General features: G+C 37.4%; 20 protein-coding genes. 3 read left to right on the plus strand and 17 right to left on the minus strand.

Translation table 11 applies throughout. The features are described from left to right. Positions 1-280 precede the first annotated feature (280 nt). The 12 genes from DRF59_RS12265 to DRF59_RS12320 form a co-directional block, all read right to left on the minus strand. A complete protein-coding gene (locus DRF59_RS12265) occupies positions 281-1,303 on the minus strand; it encodes a glutaminyl-peptide cyclotransferase (protein WP_115960286.1) in 1,023 nt (340 codons plus the stop codon). A gap of 35 nt (positions 1,304-1,338) precedes the next feature. Beyond that, entirely contained in the window at positions 1,339-1,722 is a 384-nt protein-coding gene (locus tag DRF59_RS12270; protein WP_115960289.1) for a VOC family protein, read from the minus strand. Then, complete coding sequence (locus DRF59_RS12275; protein WP_115960292.1) at positions 1,719-2,228, minus strand: GNAT family N-acetyltransferase; 510 nt, start codon at positions 2,226-2,228, stop codon at positions 1,719-1,721. Before DRF59_RS12275 ends, DRF59_RS12270 begins: the two co-directional genes overlap by 4 nt. Beyond that, the gene (locus DRF59_RS12280) at positions 2,225-2,662 is read right to left on the minus strand and encodes an SRPBCC family protein (RefSeq protein WP_115960295.1); all 438 of its coding nucleotides are present in this window, start codon (positions 2,660-2,662) and stop codon (positions 2,225-2,227) included. Before DRF59_RS12280 ends, DRF59_RS12275 begins: the two co-directional genes overlap by 4 nt. Before the next feature lie 180 nt (positions 2,663-2,842). Continuing rightward, positions 2,843-4,456, minus strand: coding sequence for a Na+/H+ antiporter (locus tag DRF59_RS12285; RefSeq protein WP_115960298.1), 1,614 nt, complete (start codon positions 4,454-4,456; stop codon positions 2,843-2,845). A gap of 127 nt (positions 4,457-4,583) precedes the next feature. Continuing rightward, a complete protein-coding gene (locus DRF59_RS12290; RefSeq protein ID WP_115960301.1) occupies positions 4,584-5,588 on the minus strand; it encodes a bestrophin family protein in 1,005 nt (334 codons plus the stop codon). Between the two features lie 59 nt (positions 5,589-5,647). Further along, positions 5,648-6,325 carry a DUF2490 domain-containing protein gene (locus DRF59_RS12295; RefSeq protein WP_115960304.1) on the minus strand — a complete coding sequence of 226 codons (678 nt, stop codon included), beginning with the start codon at positions 6,323-6,325 and terminating at the stop codon, positions 5,648-5,650. Positions 6,326-6,435: 110 nt separating this feature from the next. Beyond that, a complete protein-coding gene (locus tag DRF59_RS12300) occupies positions 6,436-6,828 on the minus strand; it encodes a DUF1398 domain-containing protein (protein WP_115960307.1) in 393 nt (130 codons plus the stop codon). 131 nt (positions 6,829-6,959) lie between these two features. Continuing rightward, positions 6,960-7,409, minus strand: a complete 450-nt coding sequence (locus DRF59_RS12305) for a VOC family protein (RefSeq protein ID WP_115960310.1) — start codon at positions 7,407-7,409, stop codon at positions 6,960-6,962. A 55-nt stretch (positions 7,410-7,464) separates the two neighbouring features. Beyond that, positions 7,465-7,836, minus strand: a complete 372-nt coding sequence (locus DRF59_RS12310) for a VOC family protein (RefSeq protein WP_115960313.1) — start codon at positions 7,834-7,836, stop codon at positions 7,465-7,467. Positions 7,837-7,955: 119 nt separating this feature from the next. Further along, entirely contained in the window at positions 7,956-8,426 is a 471-nt protein-coding gene (locus DRF59_RS12315; RefSeq protein WP_115960316.1) for a hypothetical protein, read from the minus strand. Between the two features lie 12 nt (positions 8,427-8,438). Further along, on the minus strand, positions 8,439-8,894 hold the full coding sequence (locus DRF59_RS12320; RefSeq protein ID WP_115960319.1) for a DUF1569 domain-containing protein: 456 nt from the start codon (positions 8,892-8,894) through the stop codon (positions 8,439-8,441). Positions 8,895-9,128: 234 nt separating this feature from the next. On the opposite strand from DRF59_RS12320, the gene DRF59_RS12325 reads away from it, so the two are divergent. After that, complete coding sequence (locus DRF59_RS12325; protein WP_115960322.1) at positions 9,129-9,638, plus strand: hypothetical protein; 510 nt, start codon at positions 9,129-9,131, stop codon at positions 9,636-9,638. A 91-nt stretch (positions 9,639-9,729) separates the two neighbouring features. Here DRF59_RS12325 and DRF59_RS12330 read toward each other — a convergent pair whose 3' ends face one another. The 5 genes from DRF59_RS12330 to DRF59_RS12350 form a co-directional block, all read right to left on the minus strand. Next, entirely contained in the window at positions 9,730-10,995 is a 1,266-nt protein-coding gene (locus DRF59_RS12330; RefSeq protein WP_241505580.1) for an ABC transporter permease, read from the minus strand. A gap of 14 nt (positions 10,996-11,009) precedes the next feature. Next, positions 11,010-11,966 carry an HlyD family secretion protein gene (locus DRF59_RS12335; RefSeq protein WP_115960705.1) on the minus strand — a complete coding sequence of 319 codons (957 nt, stop codon included), beginning with the start codon at positions 11,964-11,966 and terminating at the stop codon, positions 11,010-11,012. A 10-nt stretch (positions 11,967-11,976) separates the two neighbouring features. Beyond that, positions 11,977-13,395, minus strand: a complete 1,419-nt coding sequence (locus tag DRF59_RS12340; RefSeq protein WP_115960325.1) for a TolC family protein — start codon at positions 13,393-13,395, stop codon at positions 11,977-11,979. A 332-nt stretch (positions 13,396-13,727) separates the two neighbouring features. Continuing rightward, the gene (gene eco / locus DRF59_RS12345; RefSeq protein WP_115960328.1) at positions 13,728-14,216 is read right to left on the minus strand and encodes a serine protease inhibitor ecotin; all 489 of its coding nucleotides are present in this window, start codon (positions 14,214-14,216) and stop codon (positions 13,728-13,730) included. 43 nt (positions 14,217-14,259) lie between these two features. Further along, a complete protein-coding gene (locus DRF59_RS12350; protein WP_115960331.1) occupies positions 14,260-20,136 on the minus strand; it encodes an alpha-2-macroglobulin family protein in 5,877 nt (1,958 codons plus the stop codon). 18 nt (positions 20,137-20,154) lie between these two features. Between DRF59_RS12350 and DRF59_RS12355 the strand changes: the two genes are divergently transcribed. Together DRF59_RS12355 and recF are read left to right on the plus strand one after the other, a co-directional pair. Then, positions 20,155-20,910, plus strand: coding sequence for a UbiA prenyltransferase family protein (locus tag DRF59_RS12355; protein WP_115960334.1), 756 nt, complete (start codon positions 20,155-20,157; stop codon positions 20,908-20,910). 3 nt (positions 20,911-20,913) lie between these two features. Beyond that, entirely contained in the window at positions 20,914-21,993 is a 1,080-nt protein-coding gene (gene recF / locus DRF59_RS12360) for a DNA replication/repair protein RecF (protein WP_115960337.1), read from the plus strand. Positions 21,994-21,997 lie beyond the last annotated feature (4 nt).

Genomic DNA, 21,997 nt, shown 5'->3' on the forward strand with positions numbered 1-21,997 from the left:
ATCAATATTAAATATATCAGCCTCAAATTGTATAATATTAATGATAATTTTTCCTATCGGAATGTTGGCAATTTACATACTTTTATTCAAAATAAACGTATCTTTTTATAACCTAATGTATTTAACTACAACCTGATAGAGATTAGTTTTTCCAGCACTATATATTTTTCCTAAAAATGGGATCTGTTATATAAGATTTGTCCTTTATTAAATTCCAATTCTTATATAAAAAATAGCGTTCCATGAACAGGAACGCTATGTTGTATCGTTTACCGGTACATTATTTTATCTGAACTTCATAAATCTTCGGCCAGTTTTTACCAGTAACAAGCATATTGTCACCTTTGAAAGCAATTCCGTTCAAAACGTCGTCACTTCCTTTGGTATTCTGTTTGGCAATATCGGTAAAATCAAATGTTCCCACCACTTCTCCGGTTGCCGGATTGATCTTCAGGATTATGGGCTTTTGCCATACATTGGCATAGATGAATCCGTTATGGTATTCCAGCTCATTCAGCTGATCATACGCCTGGGCACTTCCCGCAACAGCTACATATTTAATTAATTTTGAGGGATCATTCGGATCCAGGAAATACAACAGCTTACTTCCATCGGAGGCAATAAGGTTTTTTCCATCATAGGTTAGTCCCCATCCTTCTCCCAGTACATTAGGATAAGCAAATTCCGAAAGTAATTTTAAAGAGTTCTTGTCATATACATAGCCTTTTTTGCTTTGCCATGTCAGCTGATATACTTTATCTCCTACAATTGTACTTCCTTCAGAGAAATCTTCCGGAGCCTGCTTGGTAGATGCAAGAGGAGTAGTTGTTCCCAGGGTATATTTCAGGATTTGTGAAGACCCGTTCTGACCATCACTTTCATAAATGGTATTTCCTTCAATCTGAAAACCCTGAACAAAGTTTTTAGGATCATGCGGATATTCGGCGACGATCTGATAAGAGATATTTTTTTCAGGATTTTTTGCAAAGACATTGATGGTTGCATCCTGGTTTAATACTTCACCTCCTTTTTTCTTAATATTGAACGTCACAGCATTATCTCCCAGGGTAAAAAACTTAGGATCAATCACTAAATCTGATGTTTCCTTATCTCCAAAGCTGATGGTAACGCTTTCTGCATTTTCGGTCACTTCTTTCGGAAGCTCAAGCTTATCTCCGAAGTGATATCCCTTTGTCTCCATTGCATTATTATAATTGCTTAATGTATCAAGAATTTCTTTATCCTTGTTACAAGATGCCAGTAATAAAATCGCTGCGAAACCTGCTATTATATTTTTCTTCATTGATTTTCTAAATATTTCCCCAAAAATAGCAAATTTTATTCCGTATTGCCAATATTATCCACAGATTCACCAAATTGTAATATATAACCATTGTTATCATAGATGGCAAATTCCCTCATCCCCCACTCAAAAGTTTCTATTTCATAGCAGATTTCGGCTTTTGTTTTAAGGTCTTCCCAAAGCTCATCCACATGGTCCACATTAAAATAAAATGAACCTGTAAAACCTATCCCGTGATTTTTTTCATGTTTATTAGGCAGGGAAATCATCATATACACTTCATCTTTTCGAAGAGTAGCCCATCCCCATTCATGATCTCTTCCGGCTAATGTAAAGCCCAGAACACGCATGTAAAACCCAATGGTATCATCAAGATTTTCGGTCCGGAGCATGGGGCGGAGTGCTGTAAATCTTATCATAATTCCTGTAATTCAAAAGTATGTTTATCCATTTTCATGTTGATTGACCGCCATGTATCTTCTGCTATTCTCACCTCGTTTGTAATATGAGGATCTATTATGAATCCTACTTTCTTATAGCATTCAATAGCCCCGTTATTCCAGTCATAAACATTCAGCTCTGCTGTTTGTTTATTAAAATGGCTGAATCCATATTTCAGGAGTTCTTTTACGACTTTCCTGCCATATCCTTTTCCCCTGTTATTTTCATCCCAGATCAATATCCGTCCTAGCAGAAATGTGTTTTCTTTTACATAAATCTGGGCATGTCCTATAGCATTCTGACTTCCTATATCAATTATTTTAAATAATATTCTGTTTTCGTCAGACAGATCTGCTTCCAGTTGTTTTTCATCCAACGGGAACTGATAGGCGGGGCCTGCAAACTGAAGCAGCATTCTCTCATCTTTAATTTTTAAGATCAATTCATGTGCATCTTCAATGCTGAAAGGCAATAATTGAATCATATCTTCTTTTCTAAATATTCTTTCAGGCTCTTCCCTATGATGGTATTCCAGCCTTCTGTAAAACTTTTCTCTGAAAAATTATCTCCCAATTCTTTAAAATTGTCAATTCCATCATGAGTGAGCCTGACCTGTGTTTCATGATCTCCATCCGGAAATAACTCCCAGGTTACAACAGTTTTCAGGGATGAGAAATCCGGATAAGCCCATGTATGTTTCAGTTTCCTGTCCGGAAGTATTTCTAAAATTTCACATTGATGATGGTATTTTCTTTCTTCTCCGGGTTCGTAGAAATTAAATTTTTTTCCTATTGCCGGTTCAAAATCCTGGATATCAAAATACCACAGTTTCATTTCATCCTTATCTGTTAATGCCTGCCAGACTTTCTCTGCCGGTGCATTTATTTTATACTGAACAGTAATGGGTGCATTATTCATTTAATTAATTTTTTGGAATAAGGTTTTATTAAGCAGATTTAAACAAAAAAGCCACAAGATCTCCCTGCATTCTTTAAGAATCAACTTGAGAATATAAAGTTAATCTTAATCTGAACCTCAGCCTAATTCTTTGTTTACTTTTTGTAATAAGTCTCTACAATATTATTGTAAATCGCTCATTTATCCATGTGAGAATCCTGTAATTTTTGCTTCATCAAAATCCAGCTGCATTTCAATTGCCCTCATCACATGATCATCAAATATTTTTTCTTTTTTCATCCTGTGCAGTTCGTTCCTCTGGGCCTGAATAACCTGCCTTAATACCTCTTTATTTTCGTTAATTGCGGTTACATAGTCGCCGGTTGAAGCCATACACTGGACCTTATCCGCCATGAGCATCATTTCATTTTCAAGTTTATGTTTCTGATGGCGCACCAGGCTGTTCTTTTCTGCCAGTTCTGCAAAATCATTATCCAGCTTATGCAAAGCTGTTTCTTTTAGTTTACGCATCAGGATTACTTCCTGTTTTTCTTCCGGAAGCTCACTTCCTGAATCTTTTATTTTCAGTAATTTTAAGATCGGTGCCAGCAATAATCCCTGCCCTACCAACGTGATTAATATAATAACAAACGTTACGAACAAAATAATATTCCGGTGCGGAAATGCTTCTCCATTAGGAAGAAAGGCAGGAATAGAAAGTGCTGCAGCTAATGATACCACTCCTCTCATTGCCGCAAAGCTGATAATAAAGGGCTCCCTCCAGTCCGGTTTGGGAACTTTCAGTCTCAGCTCCTTTGAGCAAAGTCTTGGAAAATACATCAATGCATAACTGTACAAAATCCTTGTTCCGATAATTGCCCCTCCAATCACCACGCTGTAGAATATTCCTTCAGAGAAAGTATAATCTGTCAATCCTTCCACAACAATTGGCAGTTCAAGGCCTATCAGGATAAAGATGATTGTATTCATCAAAAATATAAGAACACTCCAGACATTCCCCGATTGAATTCTTGAAGTATGACTTAAGTAACAATGTGAGTTATAAGACATCAGCAAACCTCCTGCAACTACTGACAGCACTCCTGAAAAATGAAAATGTTCTGCTCCTACATACATGATATAAGGAACAATAAGAGTGATCACCGTATCAATGTTGGAATTAGTAGGAATAACCTTTAGCAATGCTCCAAATAAAAATCCTACGGCAACCCCTACGGCAATTCCTCCGATTGCCATTGTAAAAAAATCCTGAACAGCATCCTTCCAGATGAACTGTCCTGAAATAACTGCTGCCAATGCAAATTTAAAGACGATCAAACTGGATGCATCATTGATAAGGCTTTCTCCTTCCAGAATACTTGTAATTTTCTTAGGAATTTTCATATGTTTCAACACAGAAGTGGCCGCCACAGCATCCGGTGGTGAGTTTACTCCTCCCAAAAGAAATCCCATCGCTACAGTAAGGCCGGGAATAATTGAAGAAGAAAGGTAAGCAACTACAACTGACGTTAAAAATACAAGTCCGAAAGCCATGGAGAATATCTGCTTTCTCCATTTATGGAAATCCTGCCATGAGGTGAACCAGGCTGCTTCAAACAGAATAGGAGGCAGAAAAATAAGAAAGACGAGATCAGGCTCTATCTCAATACGGGGCATTCCTGGAATAAGACTGATCAGTAGTCCTGCAATGACCAGAAAGATAGGATAAGCCACTTTCAGTTTTTGTCCGATCATTACCAATATCATTACAGACAACAGTACTGCAATAGATATTATAACATAACTGTGAATCATTTTGAGTTCGTTTTTTTAAGTGTTATTTTTAATCTGATGAGTAGATCTCCTGAAGATTATGCAGTGCAGATCTCTTTTTAACATTCTCATACCAGGATCCGGTCAGTGAGAAATAATCATCTTTAATTTAAAGTACAATATTATTCTTTGGAGTAATAGCCGGCGGAAGGTCATTCTCATCCAGCATATCTCTCATATCAATTTCAATGGTGCGGCTGATCTGGGTGATCGGAACGTCATTCGGGCTTCCTTCAAAAGGATTAACAGAAGCTTCCCCTACACTGTCCAGCGTGTGAAAGCACCAGGTCACCAGCAGTGAAAACGGAATATTGAACCAAAGCGTCCAGCCTTCCACCATTGTTCCATCTCCCAGTTTGTCAAATTCTTTCAACAATCCGAAGGGTACAAAAACAATAAACAACAATAAAAGATAGGTAGTAATGGAAGAAAAGTTCCTTGGATACGGAAAGTTTTTGATTCTTTCAGCTTTTCCCTGATGGTCTGTAAACTTTACCAGCTGCTGATTGATCTGGATCCATTGAAAATCATTGATCTCTCCTTTCTCATAAGCTTCAGATAATTCCTTACTTTGGGCAGCCATCAGTTGTGTAGCTCTGTTTTTTTTACTTAAGATATATTGAAGTTCTGATCCGGAAAGATATTTTTTCAATTCATCTTCCAGTTTGGTCAGCTTTTCGGGGACATCATACTTTTTGGCGTATTCATCAAACTGTGCCGTATTCATATTTTCCCAGGCTCTCGGCTCACGAAGCTGAAACCGTAATGCAGTCAGCCATGCATAATGCCGGAGAAACATCTCTTTTACAATGTGCGGATTTTTTAAGTTCAGGGAATCTCTCAGAATATATCCGAAACTTCTGCTGTCATTGATGATAGCTCCGTAAATCTGTCTCGCTTCCCAAAGCCTGCTGTAACTGGCATTATTTTTAAATCCTACTATAAAAGCAACGGCTGTTCCCATGATTGCAATGGGCTGCCATGGAACCGAAAGAAATTTCCAGCCAAAGAAATACAAGAAGGTTGGAATGGCTGATAATAAAGTTAAAACATAAATGCTCCGCCTTGTCCAGTTGATGAACTCACGGGCGCCAAATCTCTTTCCTGAATGCATATGTGTTTATTTAATGTGTTACTGATTATTATTATTTTAATCCATTCAGGTATTCAGCATTAATTTTTCGTAAATGGAATATTATTATAAAAACCGATCTGGACCTGTCCCCGGTTTTTATTTTCCTGAATCTGGTTCATATATCCGGCTTCAATCCTCATATTTTTATTGATTACATATCCTAATGCTCCATATACCCGGTTTCTGTCAAAGACAGAGCTGTTAAAATGAAGAAATATTTCATTATAAACAGATGCATATAGTGTTTTCGGCAGCATATCCTTTTGAGTGATCGGGATATTCAGTCCCAGCATATACCGGAATCTCATCCTGAAATCATCCTGCAGAAAACGTTCTTCCAGACGGTAACGGTGCTGAAAGTTAAAACGTCCGAATTTCTGTTTTGTAATAAACTGCTGGAAAATCCTGTGTTCTATATTCTCTTTTTTTTCCCCGTTTACGTAAGGTTGGCTGAGAATAAAACCATAGCCCAATAAAACATTATTGTTGTTTTCTGTCAGGTCATATCCAATTCCTGTACGAATTAACAGCTGCTCCAGATCTCCGGCGGCATCAAAATTCCTGTACTGGATTTCATTATGCAAGTTCAGCTTTTTACTGATCTTATTATTTCCAAAATACATATACCAGGCTCCCAGATCACTCTTTTGTGCAAATGTACATACAGAACCTAATCCTAGAATTGTGACTGCCAGCTTCGTTAACACCTTTCTCATACTTATCAATTACTATTATCTATCACTTTTAACAAAGTTAATATTTTTAATCAATAATCACAAGCAATATTTCAATAGCCGGTAGTTTGTGTAACGTGTGATTTCCTATATCAACCTGGGATATTTTCTATCAGGATTTCGGTTTCATTTGCATCAAAATAGGTACACGTCATCAGGTCCAGGTCCATTTTCCATCCCACAACTCCATTTTCTGCGCAGTCTTTACAAAAAGTCATATAATCTGTTTCTCCCTGCTGATGAAGCTTTAATCTTTCTTTAAAATGTTCAATATCCGCATTTTCAGCAATACTAAGATTTTCATATTTACCTCCGGTATGAGAAGGTTCATTATCAGCATCAAAATATTCTGTATTTCCGTCTGTTACATGGGTTATATAATGAGAGACTCCTAATTTTTTGATCGTCTGAATATATTCAGGAAAATCTGCTCCGCTTTTTACTTTTTGATGAGCGGACCTGATATCTTCAATTGTAAATTTCATCTTATATTTTTTTAGATTTTTCCGTACTGTATTCAAATTTAAAAAAAATTGGAATTGAAGTATATGATCCAATAAAAAACCGGCAATAATCTGCCGGTCTTCTGTAGTATAATATTATAATGCCTCTAGTCTTATGGATGCTGCTGCATTTTTGCAGGATCATCATAGTTTACCATCCAGTTGATCCCGAATTTATCCGTAAACATTCCAAAGTAAGCCCCCCAAAATGTGTCAGCCATTGGCATCGTGATCTGTCCTCCCGCAGAAAGTCCGTTGAATAATTTGTCTGCTTCTTCTTTAGATTCCGCATTGATAGAAACTGAAAAATTATTTCCTTCTTTAAAGTTAGATGACCATTCACCACCGGTATCACTTCCCATTAATACCGTTTCTTTAGAAATCGGGAGCGTTACATGCATGATCTTGTTTTTATCTTCTTCTGAAGTTTCTTTTCCTTCCATTGGAGGCATTTCTCCGAAAGTTCCGATGTACGGATACTCTCCTCCAAAAACTGATTTATAGAAATCGAACGCTTCCCTGCAGTTTCCATTGAATGTTAAATAAACGTTTACTGTTGCCATGATTGTTTTTTTATAGTTAAGTTTTATTTTGTTTTTAAGATCTGTTTTTCACTGATTACCTGTGCTGATCTATTAAAATCATATTACCATCAGGATCTTTAAGGTATATGTGTTCAGGTCCTGAAGTGGACTCGTCGGCCTCTCTTTCAATCTCAATTCCATTCTCTTTTAAATGTTTCTGAATACTTCTTACGTCATCAAAAGAATCAAGGTTTTGAGCATTTTCATCCCATCCCGGATTAAAGGTAAGCATATTTCCGTCAAACATAGCCTGGAACAATCCAATAAGGGTTGATCCGTTTTTCATAATAAGATAATTCTGTTCCGTATTTCCGGCCATGGAGGTAAACCCTAATTTTTCGTAAAAATCCCTGGACTTCTGAAGGTCTTTTACACTTAAGCTGATTGAAAATGCTCCTAATTTCATATTTTCTTGTTTTTAAAGCTAATGCAATGTCTGCAACACCGGATCCGGATCTGAGTTCCGGAAATCCGGAATGAGTGAGATATCGGATAAGTTACACAGAACCATGTGCCTTCATATACTTATTGATTTTTAAGATGGGTTTTAAAGTCAAGGATCCCGTCATAGCTTTTCCAGTTCCCGATCAGTTCAATATACTGTCCTTCTACTTTCTCCGTTTTCTTATTCCATCTGAAAGTATAGATAAATTTTCCTTTAAAAAGGCCGGAATGCTTTCCCTTATTTTCTTCGGCCAGCTCGTATTCTCCGAATACGGTTCCTTTTCTTTTAGCATCCCTATACTTTGTTATGGTAATTTTACCTTCAAATTTGGAATAGTTCGTATCTACGAGCGAGTATCCTGAAACAAAATATTCCTGGTCATTCTTCTTGTTCTGTTCAGAAATATTAATTTTCATTTTCAGGTCCTGCCCTTTATTCCCGATGGTTCCAATATAAGGTTTGCTATTATTCAGCCAGACTGTTGAAATATCAGGCATTTGCGCTGATACGAACTGGGCAACAAGAATAAAGAGTAATAAAAATTTTTTCATAGGTTTGTTTTTTTAAACACCAAATTGTGCCAGGTGATGATTCAGATGTTTGGCAAACATATTGTTCCATTCCTGAGCGTTCAGTTTTCCAAAAGAAAGGGATTCTTTACCATCGAAAGCAGAAGCTCCCAGCTGTTGTGTTTTCTGAATAAAGCCGATCAGCCTGGTTTTTTCTTCTTCAAAGTTTTTTCTCCCTGTAATCAAAAACTGAGGAGCAGTAGGAGAATCTCTGGGATAAGATTTCTCACCCACTACTTTAGGTTTTACAAATGTTTTCAGGATAAATTTGGCAATTGCTCCCGGCTTTTTATGTTTTTCAGGTTCATAGATCATTTCATAAGTTACACAGCAGTGGGCCAGCATCTGGTCAACAGTCATTTTCCCCCACAATCCATGGGTATCTTCCACGAGCTTATTTATCCTATCAATATAGTTCTGAGCATCTTTTGCGTCAAATACGTTTTCCATTTTTTTCTAATTTATCACAGACAAATATATCAGTTTTTTTGTTTGGTTTTATGTACATTTTAAAATACTGTTTACGATTGGTTAATGGCTTTTGGCAAAGAGTATTTCAATCCTGGACAACCCTCTTTTCTTTTTTTATTCCTGTTTTTTTCTATATCTTTAAGAGGCTTATCTTTTTTGAGTAATAACAGAAGGGAATAACAGGAATTTTCCAAACCCTGAAAAAATAAGAAAATGAATGACACAATAGAAGAGGTTTTACTGACTGAAAAAGAAAAACGCCGGCTTATGACAATCCTAATATGGAGATTTTTTATATTTTTCTTTATGATCATTCCTGTTTTAGCCGGATGCAGTTATATTGCTTTTCTGGCAGCTATAAGTTTTATTGAAGGAAAATGGGATCTCTGGAGCTTTATCGTTCTGTTCATGTATTTTATTTTTCTGTTACTGGCGAACAAATATATTTTCGTATTCTATAAAAATGCTTTCAGATACAGAAATATCACATCCAAACAGATTATCAGAACAAATGTTTTGCATATAAAACAAAAATACAGCAGCTCTATGAAATTTCAATTTGAAATTCAAACAGATTATACAACTGTAGACACCAGTAAGGATGTCATTATTTTTAAGGATGTTGATTTCTTCAGCCTGCAGGAAGGATCTACCATATACCTGCATATTTTACCCGGTGTAAAAAGTGAATTTTTAAGAATAACAGACGATCTGATAAAATAACAGTCAGATAGAAACTGCTATACAAATATCAGTAAATCCTGTAGTAAAAAACCATGAATACATTTTTACTATTTATATCAATACAAAATTCTTAATCTTCCTGAATCGTATTTTCTGAAGCTATTTCCTGAGGTTCTGCCTTTTTAAAAATAAGCCAGAGTTTGATCTTTAAAGCAATCCATCCCAGAACAGCATACACAGCCAGAAGAATGCTTAAATGTTTCAGATAAGGAAAAGTAAGCTCTACGGATCCTTTCTGAATCAGTAAAATTTTAAAGGCCTGTAAAAAGGGGGTAAGGGGAATAATATTGGCGATAAACTGAACAAAAGCAGGCATAGCGTTCAAAGGCCATGTGAAACCACTGATGATAAACGCCGGTGAAGCAATTACCATGAGAATCTGGGTTGCCTTTAATGCATCCGGAATTAATATGCTGATGAATACGCCTAAAAACGAAACAGATCCAACAAAAACCGCAGTCAGCAAAATAAAATTGAGTATTCCTTCCGGCATTGGAACCCTGAAAATCATGTGCATGAAATAATAGATCCCTACAATAAGGATAGAAAATACCCAGATAGGAATTACTTTAATCAGCATGGTCGGGAAAGCCCATCTTTTCATTTTAAGATATTCCTTCACAAAAGAGCCTCTTTCAAATTCTGCGGCAAAACTTACAGCCATAGCCAGCAGGATCACCTGTTGCAATACTACAGCGAGCATGGCAGGCCACATAAAAATAAGATAATTTCCGGTGGTGTTGAACAGGGTGATGTAATTGGCTTTGAAAGGTTCATATTGTGTAACAGCTTTTGCAGCAGGCATTCCGGCTTTCTGCAGTGCCTTGATGGAAGCTCCGGCAGAAAAAGTGCCAATCGTAAGCTGAAGTGCCTTGGAAGCAAAGTTAGCCGTCAGAACATTCCCGGTATTGATATACACATTCAGTTCCGGATATTTTTTCTGAAGCATATCTCCTTCAAACCTTGACGGAATAATCACCACGGCGGCCGCTTCATGCCTGATCACTTCATCCTTGATGCTCAGGGGCTCCTGAAGGTATCTGATAATTTTAATGCTTTTATTGTCATCAAGCATTTCCGTCAATTGGTTAGACAAAGGGGTATTATCCCTGTCAACCACCAATACAGGTGTATTCTCAACTTTTCCGCTTTTGTAGACAAACCCCAGCAGCGTAGCATAAAAAACCGGTGCCAGAAAGAACACAGTTCTTAAGGTAGAATTGCCGATAAAAAGTTTGAACTCACGTTTTAAAAGACGGAAAAATTCTTTCATCTGTTTATAGGTATATTTAATAATCCGGGCAGACTTCCATCTTTTAAGGAGATCATCCGGCATGCTGTTTCATATTATTATTTCAGAATCACATTGGCATTAACCAGGATATTTTTAGCCTTATTCATATCTTTAGGCCTTACTTTTATTTCATAAATTGCATCCTGCAGCTGGTAATCCGGATAAGCGGTTGTAATATCCGCATACCTTGTCAGCTGTTTTATGTATACAATATTTCCTTCAAGATTTTCTTTGTTATAAACTACCTGCATAGCTACCTGCTGTCCTTTTTTATATTTTGAAACCGCACTTTCAGGAACAGTGAACCTGAAATAGGTACTTTCCGGAATATATCCGTTAAACAATGCAAAACCGGCTGTTGCCAATTCACCTGTATTCAGGCTGATCGTTTCAACTTCCATATCATTGGTAGCAATAACATAGCGTTCCGAGTAGGCAACATTGGCTTCCTGTAAGGCTCCTTTAGCTTGTGATGCCTGGCCTGCTGCCATTTCCACTTTTTCAAAACGGGTTCCTCTTTTCACATCATCCAGCTCTGCTACCACTGCATCATATTGAGCTTTTGCTCCCTGAAGTTTGGCATATACTTCATCGTGAGCCTGAGGAGACATTAAACTGTCCCGGAACATATTATTAGCCCTTCTGTATGATTTCTGTGCAAATTCGTACTGCTCTTTCAGTCCTTTATATTTTGCCTGAAGCTGTCTCAACTGATCTGCCGTGGCCCCGTTTTTTGCCATTTGTTCCTGCGCCGTAGCTGCGTTTACCGCACCCTGAGCCTGGGCTATTTTGGCAGATACCTCGGGTACATCAAGTAATGCCAGTGTATCTCCCTTCTTTACGGTTTGTCCTTCCGAAACATAGATCTTTAAAATTCTTCCGGTTACTTTTGGCGCAAAAGAAATAACGTCTTTTTTAGTTTTTCCTTCATGTTCTGTTATCTTTTCATTTTTTTTGCCACAGCTCCCTAATAAAACCAGAGCAGCAAAGAGTATTGATATATTTTTATGCATCATTTTAATTTTAAGGGATTAAATAAAATTTGCTGATATCCAGCTCCTGTGTAGACCTCATCAGCTCTATTCCTGCTCTTCTCTGGTTAAAAATTGCATTCTGGTATTCAAGCTCGGCAACTTCCAGATCATTTTCGGCTTCAATAAGCTGAGAAGATTTACTCATTCCGTATCTGAATTCTTTTTCTGCCTGTACCAATGCGTTTTTTGCCAGCTCTTTCTCTTTAGCTTTTAATGAAATCTGTGCGGTAGCAATATCGTAATTGGTCTGGTTATTCGCCAGATTCAGGGTTAACTTCTTCAGTGCATCTTCTTTCTGATTCTGCAACACTTCTTTCCCAACTTTAGCTGTTTCTTCCGCGTGTTTTCCTTCTTTCCCGTCAAAGATTTCCCATTTAAAACCTACTCCTGCAGTAATCAGTGGGAATACATTGATATTATTTGGTCTCCAGTCCAGTTTCCTGCCTTCATATCCCAATAAAGGGACAGCCGGAATAATATTTTCAGAGGATTTGATACGATTCCCGTATAGTCCGATATAGTAGGCGGAAGCCATTAGCTGTACTTTAGGAATCATCCATGTTTTTTCTGCTTTTATTTTATAGTCAGCAGCCGAAATCCCATGTTCAAGGGCCCTGATCTCTGCTCTTTGTTCTATTCCTTTTTCCGGAGAAAGCAGGTCTACAGGAGATAGAACAGGGTCAATCATTCTGAGCCTCTCTTTATCAATACCTGTCAGTATATAAAGCTGGGTAAGGAGCAGTTCTTTTTTTCCTTCATACTCTACTACTTTTGCATTCAGGGTAGCCTGTGCCAGTTCAATTTTCTTATGATCATAGGGCGTAATCAGGCCATAGCCCAATGCTTTATCTGCTGTTTTTTTATTAATATCAAGCCTTTTCTTGCTTTCATCCAGTACTTTTTTAGACTGATGAATCAGTGCCAGCTGATCGTAAGCTCTGGATACCGTTGCTGCTACCTCATCTTTTGTTTTTTCCAAAAGGATATCCTCGGATTTTTTCTTTTCTTCAACTGCTTTTTTCAGGTACTTAACTTTTCCTCCGGAATACAGCAGCATTTTGGCATCAGCTTTAGCTATTCCTGAAAATCCTGAAACATTGAAATTATTATTGAAAGTCCCTTCGGGAATACTGATAAAAGGTGCCAGATTAATTTCCGGTGACGTAAGTCTTGCTGTTCCGTTCAGATATCCTGCTTTTCCGCTCAATTCCAGAGTAGGAAGAAAGATATCTTTCAGTTTGTGTTCATCAAGATCGGTAAGCTTATTTTGGGTGATCTGCATTTTAAGGTTTGAATCCCGTACCATAGCACTATCCAGAAGTTCCTTAAAATCCGGCGCGGACTGAGCCCAGCCAAAAGCAGGAAAAGCAAAAAAACTAAACGTAAAAATCAATAAATTGTTTTTCATGGTTTATGTTTATAACAAATATAGTGCAAAAAATGTTAAGACTCTCACAAATAAGTTAAAGAATTTAACGAAGTGAAAACCAGTTTAAAATATGTTTAAGCTCCCAAATCCCATAAAACAAACACCTGGCAAAATCGTTTAACGAGCAATTAAAATTGAAAAAAACTTAAAAAAAATCTATCTGTTGTTTATTTTTCTTTACATTAACAGAACCCAGAGAAGGCTTTAAAAATTTAAATTGCCTCAAAAAAACAGGTTCATGAGAAGCGATTACCCAAAACAAAAGCTCCCCACATCACTGTGAAGAGCTTTCTATTTATAATAAGCGATTGTTATTGTTGAACTGCTTTTTTCATAACAGCATCGGGACGTAAAACCCTGTAACGTACTTCTATATCTTTCGGAACATAAAACACTAATGGAAGTTTGCTGTTATATCTCACAATTTCCGGCTTAAGTGTCACAAACTTTTTCGTCAGCTTTTTATCCAAACACGCCATTAAAGTACCTCCTGTTTCTCCGTTAGATTCTATTTCATAATAGTTGTATCCCCAACCCTGAAGATCCTGGGTTTTCATTTCTCCCATCAGGAAGTATTTATTACAGTCTAACATTTTTTCAGTACCTACAAAAATTTCTACTTTTAAATCGTTTTCATTTTTTGCAACCGGCAGCTGAATATATACTTGTTTGTATCCTTCTTTAGCTTTTGGGAACATTTCAATCTGTAGTTTTTCAAACTTTTCAGCTTTCTTCTGAGCGAAAGCATTTACCCCTGCCATTAATACCAATCCTGTAATTAAAGTTTTTGAAAATTTCATTGTGTGTGATTTTAAATTTTAATTACTACCCAATAGCCAAAAATCATTCCAAAATCTGAATACCCGTTCCTTTTGTATGTGCATTCATCTGCGGGGCATAATAATTCTGCATGGTTGTAATCCCGTTAGAGAACTTTCCGGAAGCGTTTGCTACCACATCATATTCAAAGACATACTTCCCTTTCGGCATATACTGAATATAGAAATTGGCAGAGGCATCTTTCGTTGACTGATAGTAGCCTAAATTATTTTTCCACTGGTATCCTGATAATGCATCTACCGGTTCAAATCCTGCGGCACGCATATCCTTAATATGAATAAATTCCATTGCCCGGTCTGTATTCAGTATCATTCTTACGGTTACTTTATCTCCTACTTTCAATGGCGTTTCAGCAGAGATTTTCTGAAGCTCCTCCCCATTCACTGTCTTCACTTTTTTATACAGTTCTTTGGTTACGGAAATATAATTCTCCGAAGACTTTATTTTATCAAGATCTTCATAATACTGCCAGAATAATCCTCCCTGAACAATTCCGGGTCCAGGTTTGGTAACTGTAACCGTTGCTAAATCTTTATTGATCATTTCCGCAGTTACCGCAGATTTCACATATCCTGTCGCCTGGATTTGTGGTGCCAGATCTTTTCCTCCCCAGACAATGGTGGCTTTATCACTTTCTGGTCCCGTCCAGGATTTTCCTGAATTTAATAAGGTAAAGATCACTTCTGAAGTACCTCTTGAGCTTCCCCATGAGTTCACCTCTTTCTGGGTGACCAGCCAGATTTTCATCTCTTCAATAAACGCCTGATCTGCAGGTTTTAAGGTATTAAAGGCTTCCAATGCTCCGGCATGGTTCACTACTTTTGAACCAAACCATCCCCAGTCATTCAGATTCTGTTTCCAGTACACTCCCTGAGTTTTTGTACCGGCAGACGTTTCTTTAAGATACGTCATCAGCTTATCAGAGATGTCTTTTAAACCGTAATCATTCATCAGCAATGCGGCACGATGAAGTCCGAAGAAGGTGAAATCTGTAATTTTTGCCGTTTTGGCCTTTTGTTTTACCTGAAGTTTTAATGTGGCACCTTTTCCTTTTAAAGGGTATTGTTTTTCCCAATAGTTTCGGGTATCCAGGTAATCCAGCGCCCAATTGCTCCAGATGTTCTCTTTTTTAACATCTGCATATTTACTGATTTCACTATCTACATACTGAACCAGTTTTGCAATCAGCTCTTTTTGTTCCGTACCCTGATAATCTGTCACATGATCCTTTAACCACAAATTGATTTTTCCAAGGCTTTTGAGGATATATAAAGATGTTCCATATGAACTTGGATATCCGGCATACCAGGAGAACCCGCCATCAGGATTCTGCAGTTTCCTGAAATCATCCCAATCTTTATGTATTGAGTTTCTCATAGTGTTGGTATCAAACAGCAATGACAGTTTCTGCATCTGTTCTTTTTCATTTTTGCTCTCCAGTACCCAAGGGGTTTCTTCCAGCAAAAGTTGTTTCAGTTCCTGATTCTTTTCCAGGTTTGAGTTTAGCAATCCTTTATTCTGATACTCCTCAAAAACCGCTTTCATTTTCGGATTGGCCCGGAATATCTCGGAAGCCAGTACATCGGCAAACCATTTGTTGAAAATTACATCTGCAGAATTATTCTGATCGTTTTTAAGACCCGGAAGCGCAAACATAATTTCCCAGATCGGATTGGTGGTCAGCTCCAGGGTATTGGAAACATTAGAAGCTGTATTGGAGGTATTATTTTTAAGAGATTCTAAAACGAATGTTTTGGTTTCTCCCTCTTTTACAAATACAGGTAATGCATCGGTAACCAGCATCCTGTTTGGTAAAACAGCTATTGCCTGCTGCTCTCCGTCTGAATATGCTCCGGCTTTTGCCACTACTTTTACAATAATGGAAGATATATTATCCGGAACTTTGAGTTTCCAGGTGAGTGCCCCGTTTCCGTTTTCAGTTACATTGAAATTCTGAGTTGCTGATGTCACTCCAAATTGGGAAGAAATATTTTCATTGGTAAAGGCATCCAGAATCTGAAGTTCGGCAGAACCGCTTAATTTTTTATTGGTCAGATTTGATAATTTAGACTGAAGGTTCAGCTCATCTCCTTCTCTTAAAAATCTCGGATAATTTGGAGTAACGGAAAATTCTTTCTGGGTCACCACTTCTTTTTCCAGTGTGGCAGCTCTTGCATCCTTCGTATGGGCAAGGAACATCAGCTTCCATTTTGTCAGCGCTTCCGGAGAAGTAAATTCAAAACTTACATTTCCATCGGCATCGGTTTTCAAATCCGGATAAAAGAATGCCGTTTCATTCAGATTCTGACGCACAGGAACCTTTTCTGTTTTTTCTCCGGCGCCTTCCACATCCGCCACTTCAGCAGCAGCATCCTGGTTGCTTACTTTAGATGCAGACACTACCAAACCTCTGGTTCTTTTTTCAGCTCTTCCCATAGCAGCGGTTTCAATTGCTGCTTCTCTTGCAACGGGTGCCGGAAGAACACCTTCAATCTGTATCCTCTGATTTGTTCCTCCATATAAATTCCCGTCAAACCAGTTAAAGTTTGGTACTTCCACGTAATTTCCGTTAAAATACTTTATTCTTTTCTGATAGCTTTTCTGTAACAGATAACTTCTGATATCATACGATGTAAGAACGGTAAATGGAATGTATAGCTGGCTCCAGTTAAAGCTGTTCACCGCAAACTGATCCAGTGACATATCATACATATTGGCCAGAACTTCAGCATTTATTTTTTCTTTATCATTCCCTGTCACCTTAACCATCCATTTTTCTTTGGAGCCAGGTTCCAGTTTATCCCTGAATGTAATGGTTTCTATTTTCAAAGGCCGTTCCGTATCTTTTATCTTTAAAGTGGCGGTCTGTGTATTCACATCATTATACGCCACTATCTGGAACTGGATATTTAACTGGCTTATTCCTTTATCTTTAGGTATGTCTGCTGTATATTCCAACATTCCTTTTTTCAGCTGATGGCTTTCTGAAACTGTTTTTCCTGAACCATCCTGTACAAATACATTAACGATTGCATCAGGTATGGCAGAGTATACATAAACTTTTGCCTTTTCTCCTCTTGAAACTTCATCCTTTGGTGCTATAACGGTAAGGAATGTTTTCTGTACGGGCTTTAAAGAGTTTTTATCCCAAACACTGAAATACTGGGAAGATTTGATCGTGTCTTTTCCTTCAATATTAAATAACTCCAGCTGATAGTCTCCTGCTTCCAGTTTTCCAAGTTCCAGCTCAGCATTATCCGTTGATGGCTGCTGCCTTTCTGTTATGATCTTTTCTGTTTTCCAGTTTTTGATCTCATCATGCTTGTCAAACAGATCATGCGGGAATTTACTGATAAACTCCTGTTTTGAATATTCAGGACGATTCTGGATCTCTGCTTTAAAGTTATCTCTGAAAATCCTGTCCGGAGCCGAAAGTTTTGAAAGCTTAACCTGATAAGGTTTTTTAAGGATCTGTTCGTTGTAGTTCTTTGTCTCTACTTTTAGCTTAATATTTTCATCGCTGAAAGTATTCTTAATTTCATCAGCTTTAATATAGTGAGAAACAGAAGCTACTTTCAGCTGTGTATTGCCGGATTGTGTTTCACCATTGATATCGGTAACAGAGGCGTTAATCTCATAGTTGTCAATCTGGATTCCTTCCAGCTTTTCATCTTTTTTAAGGTCAAGACGAATAACAAATTCTCCTTTTTCATTGGTTCTGGCTTCTCCTAAAATGGAATTCTCATTGTCATTATCATGCGGGTACCACCAGAAATACTTCCATCTGATATTATGTTTTTTTATTTCATAATTAACGGTAGTATTGCTTAGGGCTACTCCCGAGAACATCATGGCTTTACCTTTCAGTTCAATAGTCTGCCCGTATTTATATTCATCTTTTACAGGATCAAAGGTTACTTCAAATTTGGGTCTTTTGTACTCTTCCACCCTGATGTCTTTGTATCCCTGTGTTTCACCATCTGTTCTCAGGTAGAATGTACCGTTCAATGTTCCTTTCGGGAGGATAAAACTTCCATGGTAAGAACCAAATTCATTGGTGGTAAAATCCTGGGAAGACAATTCCTGACTATTGGCATCCAATAGTGTTATTTTTTGTTTCAGCCCTGAAAGTACAGTCTCTGCCTCTTTATTCAGCTTAGTATTTATCACTTTGAAATATAAAGTCTGCCCGGGACGGTAGATCGCCCTGTCGGTAAAAATCTGGGCTGTAGCCCGGGGTTCCCTGTTAGGATTGTAATCTTCTACATCCCCTCTGTTCCCGTATACCTGCATGATCTGAAAATCATTCGTCTTAGGCTGATGAATCAGAAAAGTCCTGTAATACTGATTATTGGCAGTGGAAGGAAATTTAAATATTCCTTTTTCACTGGTTTTACCTTCCACTTTATTCAGGGTTTTATTGGCCACGAACTCATAAAATGTAAGAGTTTCATTGATGATGGGCTGTCCATTTTCACTTTTAACGAGTTTCAGATCATTCGAAAGCGGATTCCTGTCTGTTTTAGACTGGTAGATGATTTTGTTTCCGGATACCAGAAAATAAAAATTCTGGTTAGGATCAGGCAAAATTTTCGCCTCTTCTCCTGCCACTGAATATTCTGCCACATAAATTCCTGAAGGAAGGGGTTTGATCTCCAGTGACGTTTTATATGTCTGAAAATCTTTTGGATCTGAAAGCTGGAAAGTCTCTTTTCTGACCAGGTTCTTTTTTACTTTTTCAAAGGTATTTCCATATGAGTTCTGAATGTACTGCATAGCTGAAGAAAAGTCTTCTTTTACTTCATAAATATTCAGCGTAAATGCCGTTACATTCTTGTATTCTGCAATAAAATGAATAGGCAGGTTATTCTGGGTCTGCTGTTCGTATTTAATATTCAGCAGCGGATTGGTAATCTGATTTTCTTTATTTTTAATATTTTCAATAAATAACGATTTCGGATATTGTGCTTTAGCCTGAGCAGCCACGGCAAATGCTTCTTTTGCTTTATTTTTGGCAATCAGTTCATTCATAATATCTTCCAAGATCATCACCTTATAATCTCCTTCAACATCTGACTTTGCAAGATTCTGAAGCTGTTCCAGCCTGTCTTTGCATGCATTGAAATTACAGTTCTCCACCAGTTTTTCTTTCATGAAATACAGTTTCGGGTTTCCGTTATTCTGTGCAATAAGTTCGTCAAAAATAGCATTGATTGAAGTACGGTTCTCTGTGAGTTCATTTTTTGTAAACAGGTTATTATCTGATAAAAACCCGATTTTCTGAAGGGCATACCAATCAAATAAAGAGGGAAAATAGTCCAGATCCTTTGTCCCCAGAAACAGGTCTTTGTATTTTACAAGCGCAGTTTTTTTCATGTCCTGCTTCTGTTTGTCAAGCTCCTGATAGGTTTTGGTCAGGTAATTTTTAAAATCCAGTTTACTCCAGGTTTCAATCTGTGAAATATCCTGTGAATTCATATTGGTCCTTCCATTAATCTGCCAGTAATTCTGATTGAAATAATCCAGGAAAAAATTACTTAACAAAACTTTATATACCCACTTATCTTCTCCCTTTAGTTTTTCTTCTACATTCTGAAGTTTGCTGAAAAATTTTGAGGCTGCATCGTTCTTGTCGTCATCAACAGTCTGGTTTACAACACTGAACTCCGCTTTCAGGGAACGGATCAGCTGAAGTGCGTTATTTTCTTTCATGGCCTGGTTTTGTATCTCTAAAATAATGGGAAGATTTGACTTATAGCCTCCTTTCCTGCTGTTTTCAACAATTCTTTTCCATTGGTCTTCATAATATTTCTGTGCAAAGACGGGTGAAAAGCCCAGCATTAAAAGCAAAAGCATAAATATCTTGGAAAATCTTTTCATATATATTAATTTTGATAAATGAACTTCTTAAAAATACTGAAAAAATATATCATAGACAGTCAATTTTATGTCTCTCTTATGGGAACTCTTTTTGCAGTATTTTTCATGAAAGAGCAAAACACATTCCGTTTCCCCACTGTACTGCTAATTTTCATTACGTATTTCAGCGGTTATCTGTATACCAAATATCAATATACCAGACATTTTTATAAAATACTGGTTTTAAATGTCATAGCCGGAATTATCTGTGCCTTCCTGATCATCCATAACCATAATGAAATAAGACTGTTGAAATGGTTTATTATTGTAGTTCTCGGACTTCTTTATAACAGTTTTTTTCTTGAAGTTTACATCCGGAAAATTCCCCTGCTGAAAGTTTTTTATGTAGGGTTGGTCTGGGCCCTGGTCAATTGCTGGCTTACTCTCCCGGAATTCAACATTCCGATTTTCCTGACCAGCTTTTTCTTTATCACAGCCCTGGTACTTCCCTTTGATATCCGGGATATGAATAAGGATACGGTAAAAACCTTCCCTATTCTGATCGGGATTCAAAACACCAGATATATTGCCTATGTTCTTGTTTTTATCAGTTGCCTTATCGGGGCTTTCTATCTTAAAACCGACTATGCTCTTTCATTTTTTTTATCAGGGATAATTACTTGTATTCTTATTTATTTCTCTGATAATAAAAGGGATGACTCCTATTTTTCATTTGGAGTAGAAACTTGTTCGGCACTTCCTTTTTTATTTTTACTAATAATGGAGTATTTTTGACCCATGATTATCAAGAGACTTTCCCTTTACAATTTTAAAAACCATTCGGAGAAAAAATTTGAGTTCTCACCGCAGATCAATTGTTTTGTGGGAAATAATGGTGTGGGAAAAACCAATATTCTGGATGCTCTCCATTATCTGTCCGTTGGAAAAAGCTTTTTGGGAAATACCGATCTCAATAATATTAAAGCCGGAGAAGATTTTTTCTCAATTGATGCTGAAGTAGAGAATGAGGACTGCGATGATATTATCCGGATCACGCAGCCTAAAGAAGCCAAAAAAGTGATCAAAAAAAATGATAAAAGTTATGACAGGCTTGCTGATCATATCGGGTATCTGCCCAGCGTGATGATTTCTCCTTACGATTCCAATCTTATTTCTGATTCAGGGGAAAGCAGACGAAAGTTTCTGGATTCCATGATCTCCCAAACGGATTCTGAATACCTTTTTGACCTGATCCAGTACCAGAAAGCGGTTCAGCAGAGAAATGCCCTCCTGAAGTATTTTGCCAAAAACAGAACCTGGGATAAAGACTCCCTGGAAATCTATGATGACCCGATCACAAAATCCGGAACTAAAATTTTTAATAAAAGAAAAGAATTTGTAGAACAGCTAAACCCTATTGTCCAGAGTTTTTACCATATTATTTCAGGAGGTAAAGAAACGGTTTCTGTTATTTATGAATCTCACCTGCTTGAAAATCCTTTTGAAGAGCTTTTAAGGGAGAGCCTTGAGCGGGACCGCATGCTTACCTATACTTCCAAAGGAATACATAAAGATGACCTGCTCTTTGAAATGGATCGTATCCTGATCAAAAAAACAGGTTCCCAGGGACAGCAGAAATCTTTTCTGATTTCTTTAAAACTGGCTCAGATGAGCCTGGTGAAAGAGCTTACCCATAAAACCCCTATCCTTTTGCTGGATGATATTTTTGATAAGCTGGATGACATCAGGGTATCCCAGCTGATTGAACTGGTGAACCGTGAAAGTTTCGGTCAGATATTCATTACAGATACTCACAGAGAGCGTACCGAAAGTGTGGTAAAAAAGATCAATGAAGAAAGTATAATTTTTGAAATTTAGATCT

It is taken from the genome of Chryseobacterium flavum, assembly GCF_003385595.1.
GTDB lineage: Bacteria > Bacteroidota > Bacteroidia > Flavobacteriales > Weeksellaceae > Chryseobacterium > Chryseobacterium flavum.

What these genes read in the sequence shown, in the direction of transcription:
- DRF59_RS12265 (WP_115960286.1), bottom strand. Translation starts at nt 1,303, where the DNA reads ATGAAGAAAAATATAATAGCAGGTTTCGCAGCGATTTTATTACTGGCA.
- DRF59_RS12275 (WP_115960292.1), bottom strand. Translation starts at nt 2,228, where the DNA reads ATGATTCAATTATTGCCTTTCAGCATTGAAGATGCACATGAATTGATC.
- DRF59_RS12280 (WP_115960295.1), bottom strand. Translation starts at nt 2,662, where the DNA reads ATGAATAATGCACCCATTACTGTTCAGTATAAAATAAATGCACCGGCA.
- DRF59_RS12290 (WP_115960301.1), bottom strand. Translation starts at nt 5,588, where the DNA reads ATGCATTCAGGAAAGAGATTTGGCGCCCGTGAGTTCATCAACTGGACA.
- DRF59_RS12350 (WP_115960331.1), bottom strand. Translation starts at nt 20,136, where the DNA reads ATGAAAAGATTTTCCAAGATATTTATGCTTTTGCTTTTAATGCTGGGC.
- eco (WP_115960328.1), bottom strand. Translation starts at nt 14,216, where the DNA reads ATGAAATTTTCAAAAACTTTAATTACAGGATTGGTATTAATGGCAGGG.
- DRF59_RS12320 (WP_115960319.1), bottom strand. Translation starts at nt 8,894, where the DNA reads ATGGAAAACGTATTTGACGCAAAAGATGCTCAGAACTATATTGATAGG.
- DRF59_RS12355 (WP_115960334.1), top strand. Translation starts at nt 20,155, where the DNA reads ATGAACTTCTTAAAAATACTGAAAAAATATATCATAGACAGTCAATTT.
- DRF59_RS12270 (WP_115960289.1), bottom strand. Translation starts at nt 1,722, where the DNA reads ATGATAAGATTTACAGCACTCCGCCCCATGCTCCGGACCGAAAATCTT.
- DRF59_RS12305 (WP_115960310.1), bottom strand. Translation starts at nt 7,409, where the DNA reads ATGGCAACAGTAAACGTTTATTTAACATTCAATGGAAACTGCAGGGAA.
- DRF59_RS12335 (WP_115960705.1), bottom strand. Translation starts at nt 11,966, where the DNA reads ATGCATAAAAATATATCAATACTCTTTGCTGCTCTGGTTTTATTAGGG.
- DRF59_RS12310 (WP_115960313.1), bottom strand. Translation starts at nt 7,836, where the DNA reads ATGAAATTAGGAGCATTTTCAATCAGCTTAAGTGTAAAAGACCTTCAG.
- DRF59_RS12295 (WP_115960304.1), bottom strand. Translation starts at nt 6,325, where the DNA reads ATGAGAAAGGTGTTAACGAAGCTGGCAGTCACAATTCTAGGATTAGGT.
- recF (WP_115960337.1), top strand. Translation starts at nt 20,914, where the DNA reads ATGATTATCAAGAGACTTTCCCTTTACAATTTTAAAAACCATTCGGAG.
- DRF59_RS12330 (WP_241505580.1), bottom strand. Translation starts at nt 10,995, where the DNA reads ATGCCGGATGATCTCCTTAAAAGATGGAAGTCTGCCCGGATTATTAAA.
- DRF59_RS12300 (WP_115960307.1), bottom strand. Translation starts at nt 6,828, where the DNA reads ATGAAATTTACAATTGAAGATATCAGGTCCGCTCATCAAAAAGTAAAA.
- DRF59_RS12340 (WP_115960325.1), bottom strand. Translation starts at nt 13,395, where the DNA reads ATGAAAAACAATTTATTGATTTTTACGTTTAGTTTTTTTGCTTTTCCT.
- DRF59_RS12325 (WP_115960322.1), top strand. Translation starts at nt 9,129, where the DNA reads ATGAATGACACAATAGAAGAGGTTTTACTGACTGAAAAAGAAAAACGC.
- DRF59_RS12285 (WP_115960298.1), bottom strand. Translation starts at nt 4,456, where the DNA reads ATGATTCACAGTTATGTTATAATATCTATTGCAGTACTGTTGTCTGTA.
- DRF59_RS12315 (WP_115960316.1), bottom strand. Translation starts at nt 8,426, where the DNA reads ATGAAAAAATTTTTATTACTCTTTATTCTTGTTGCCCAGTTCGTATCA.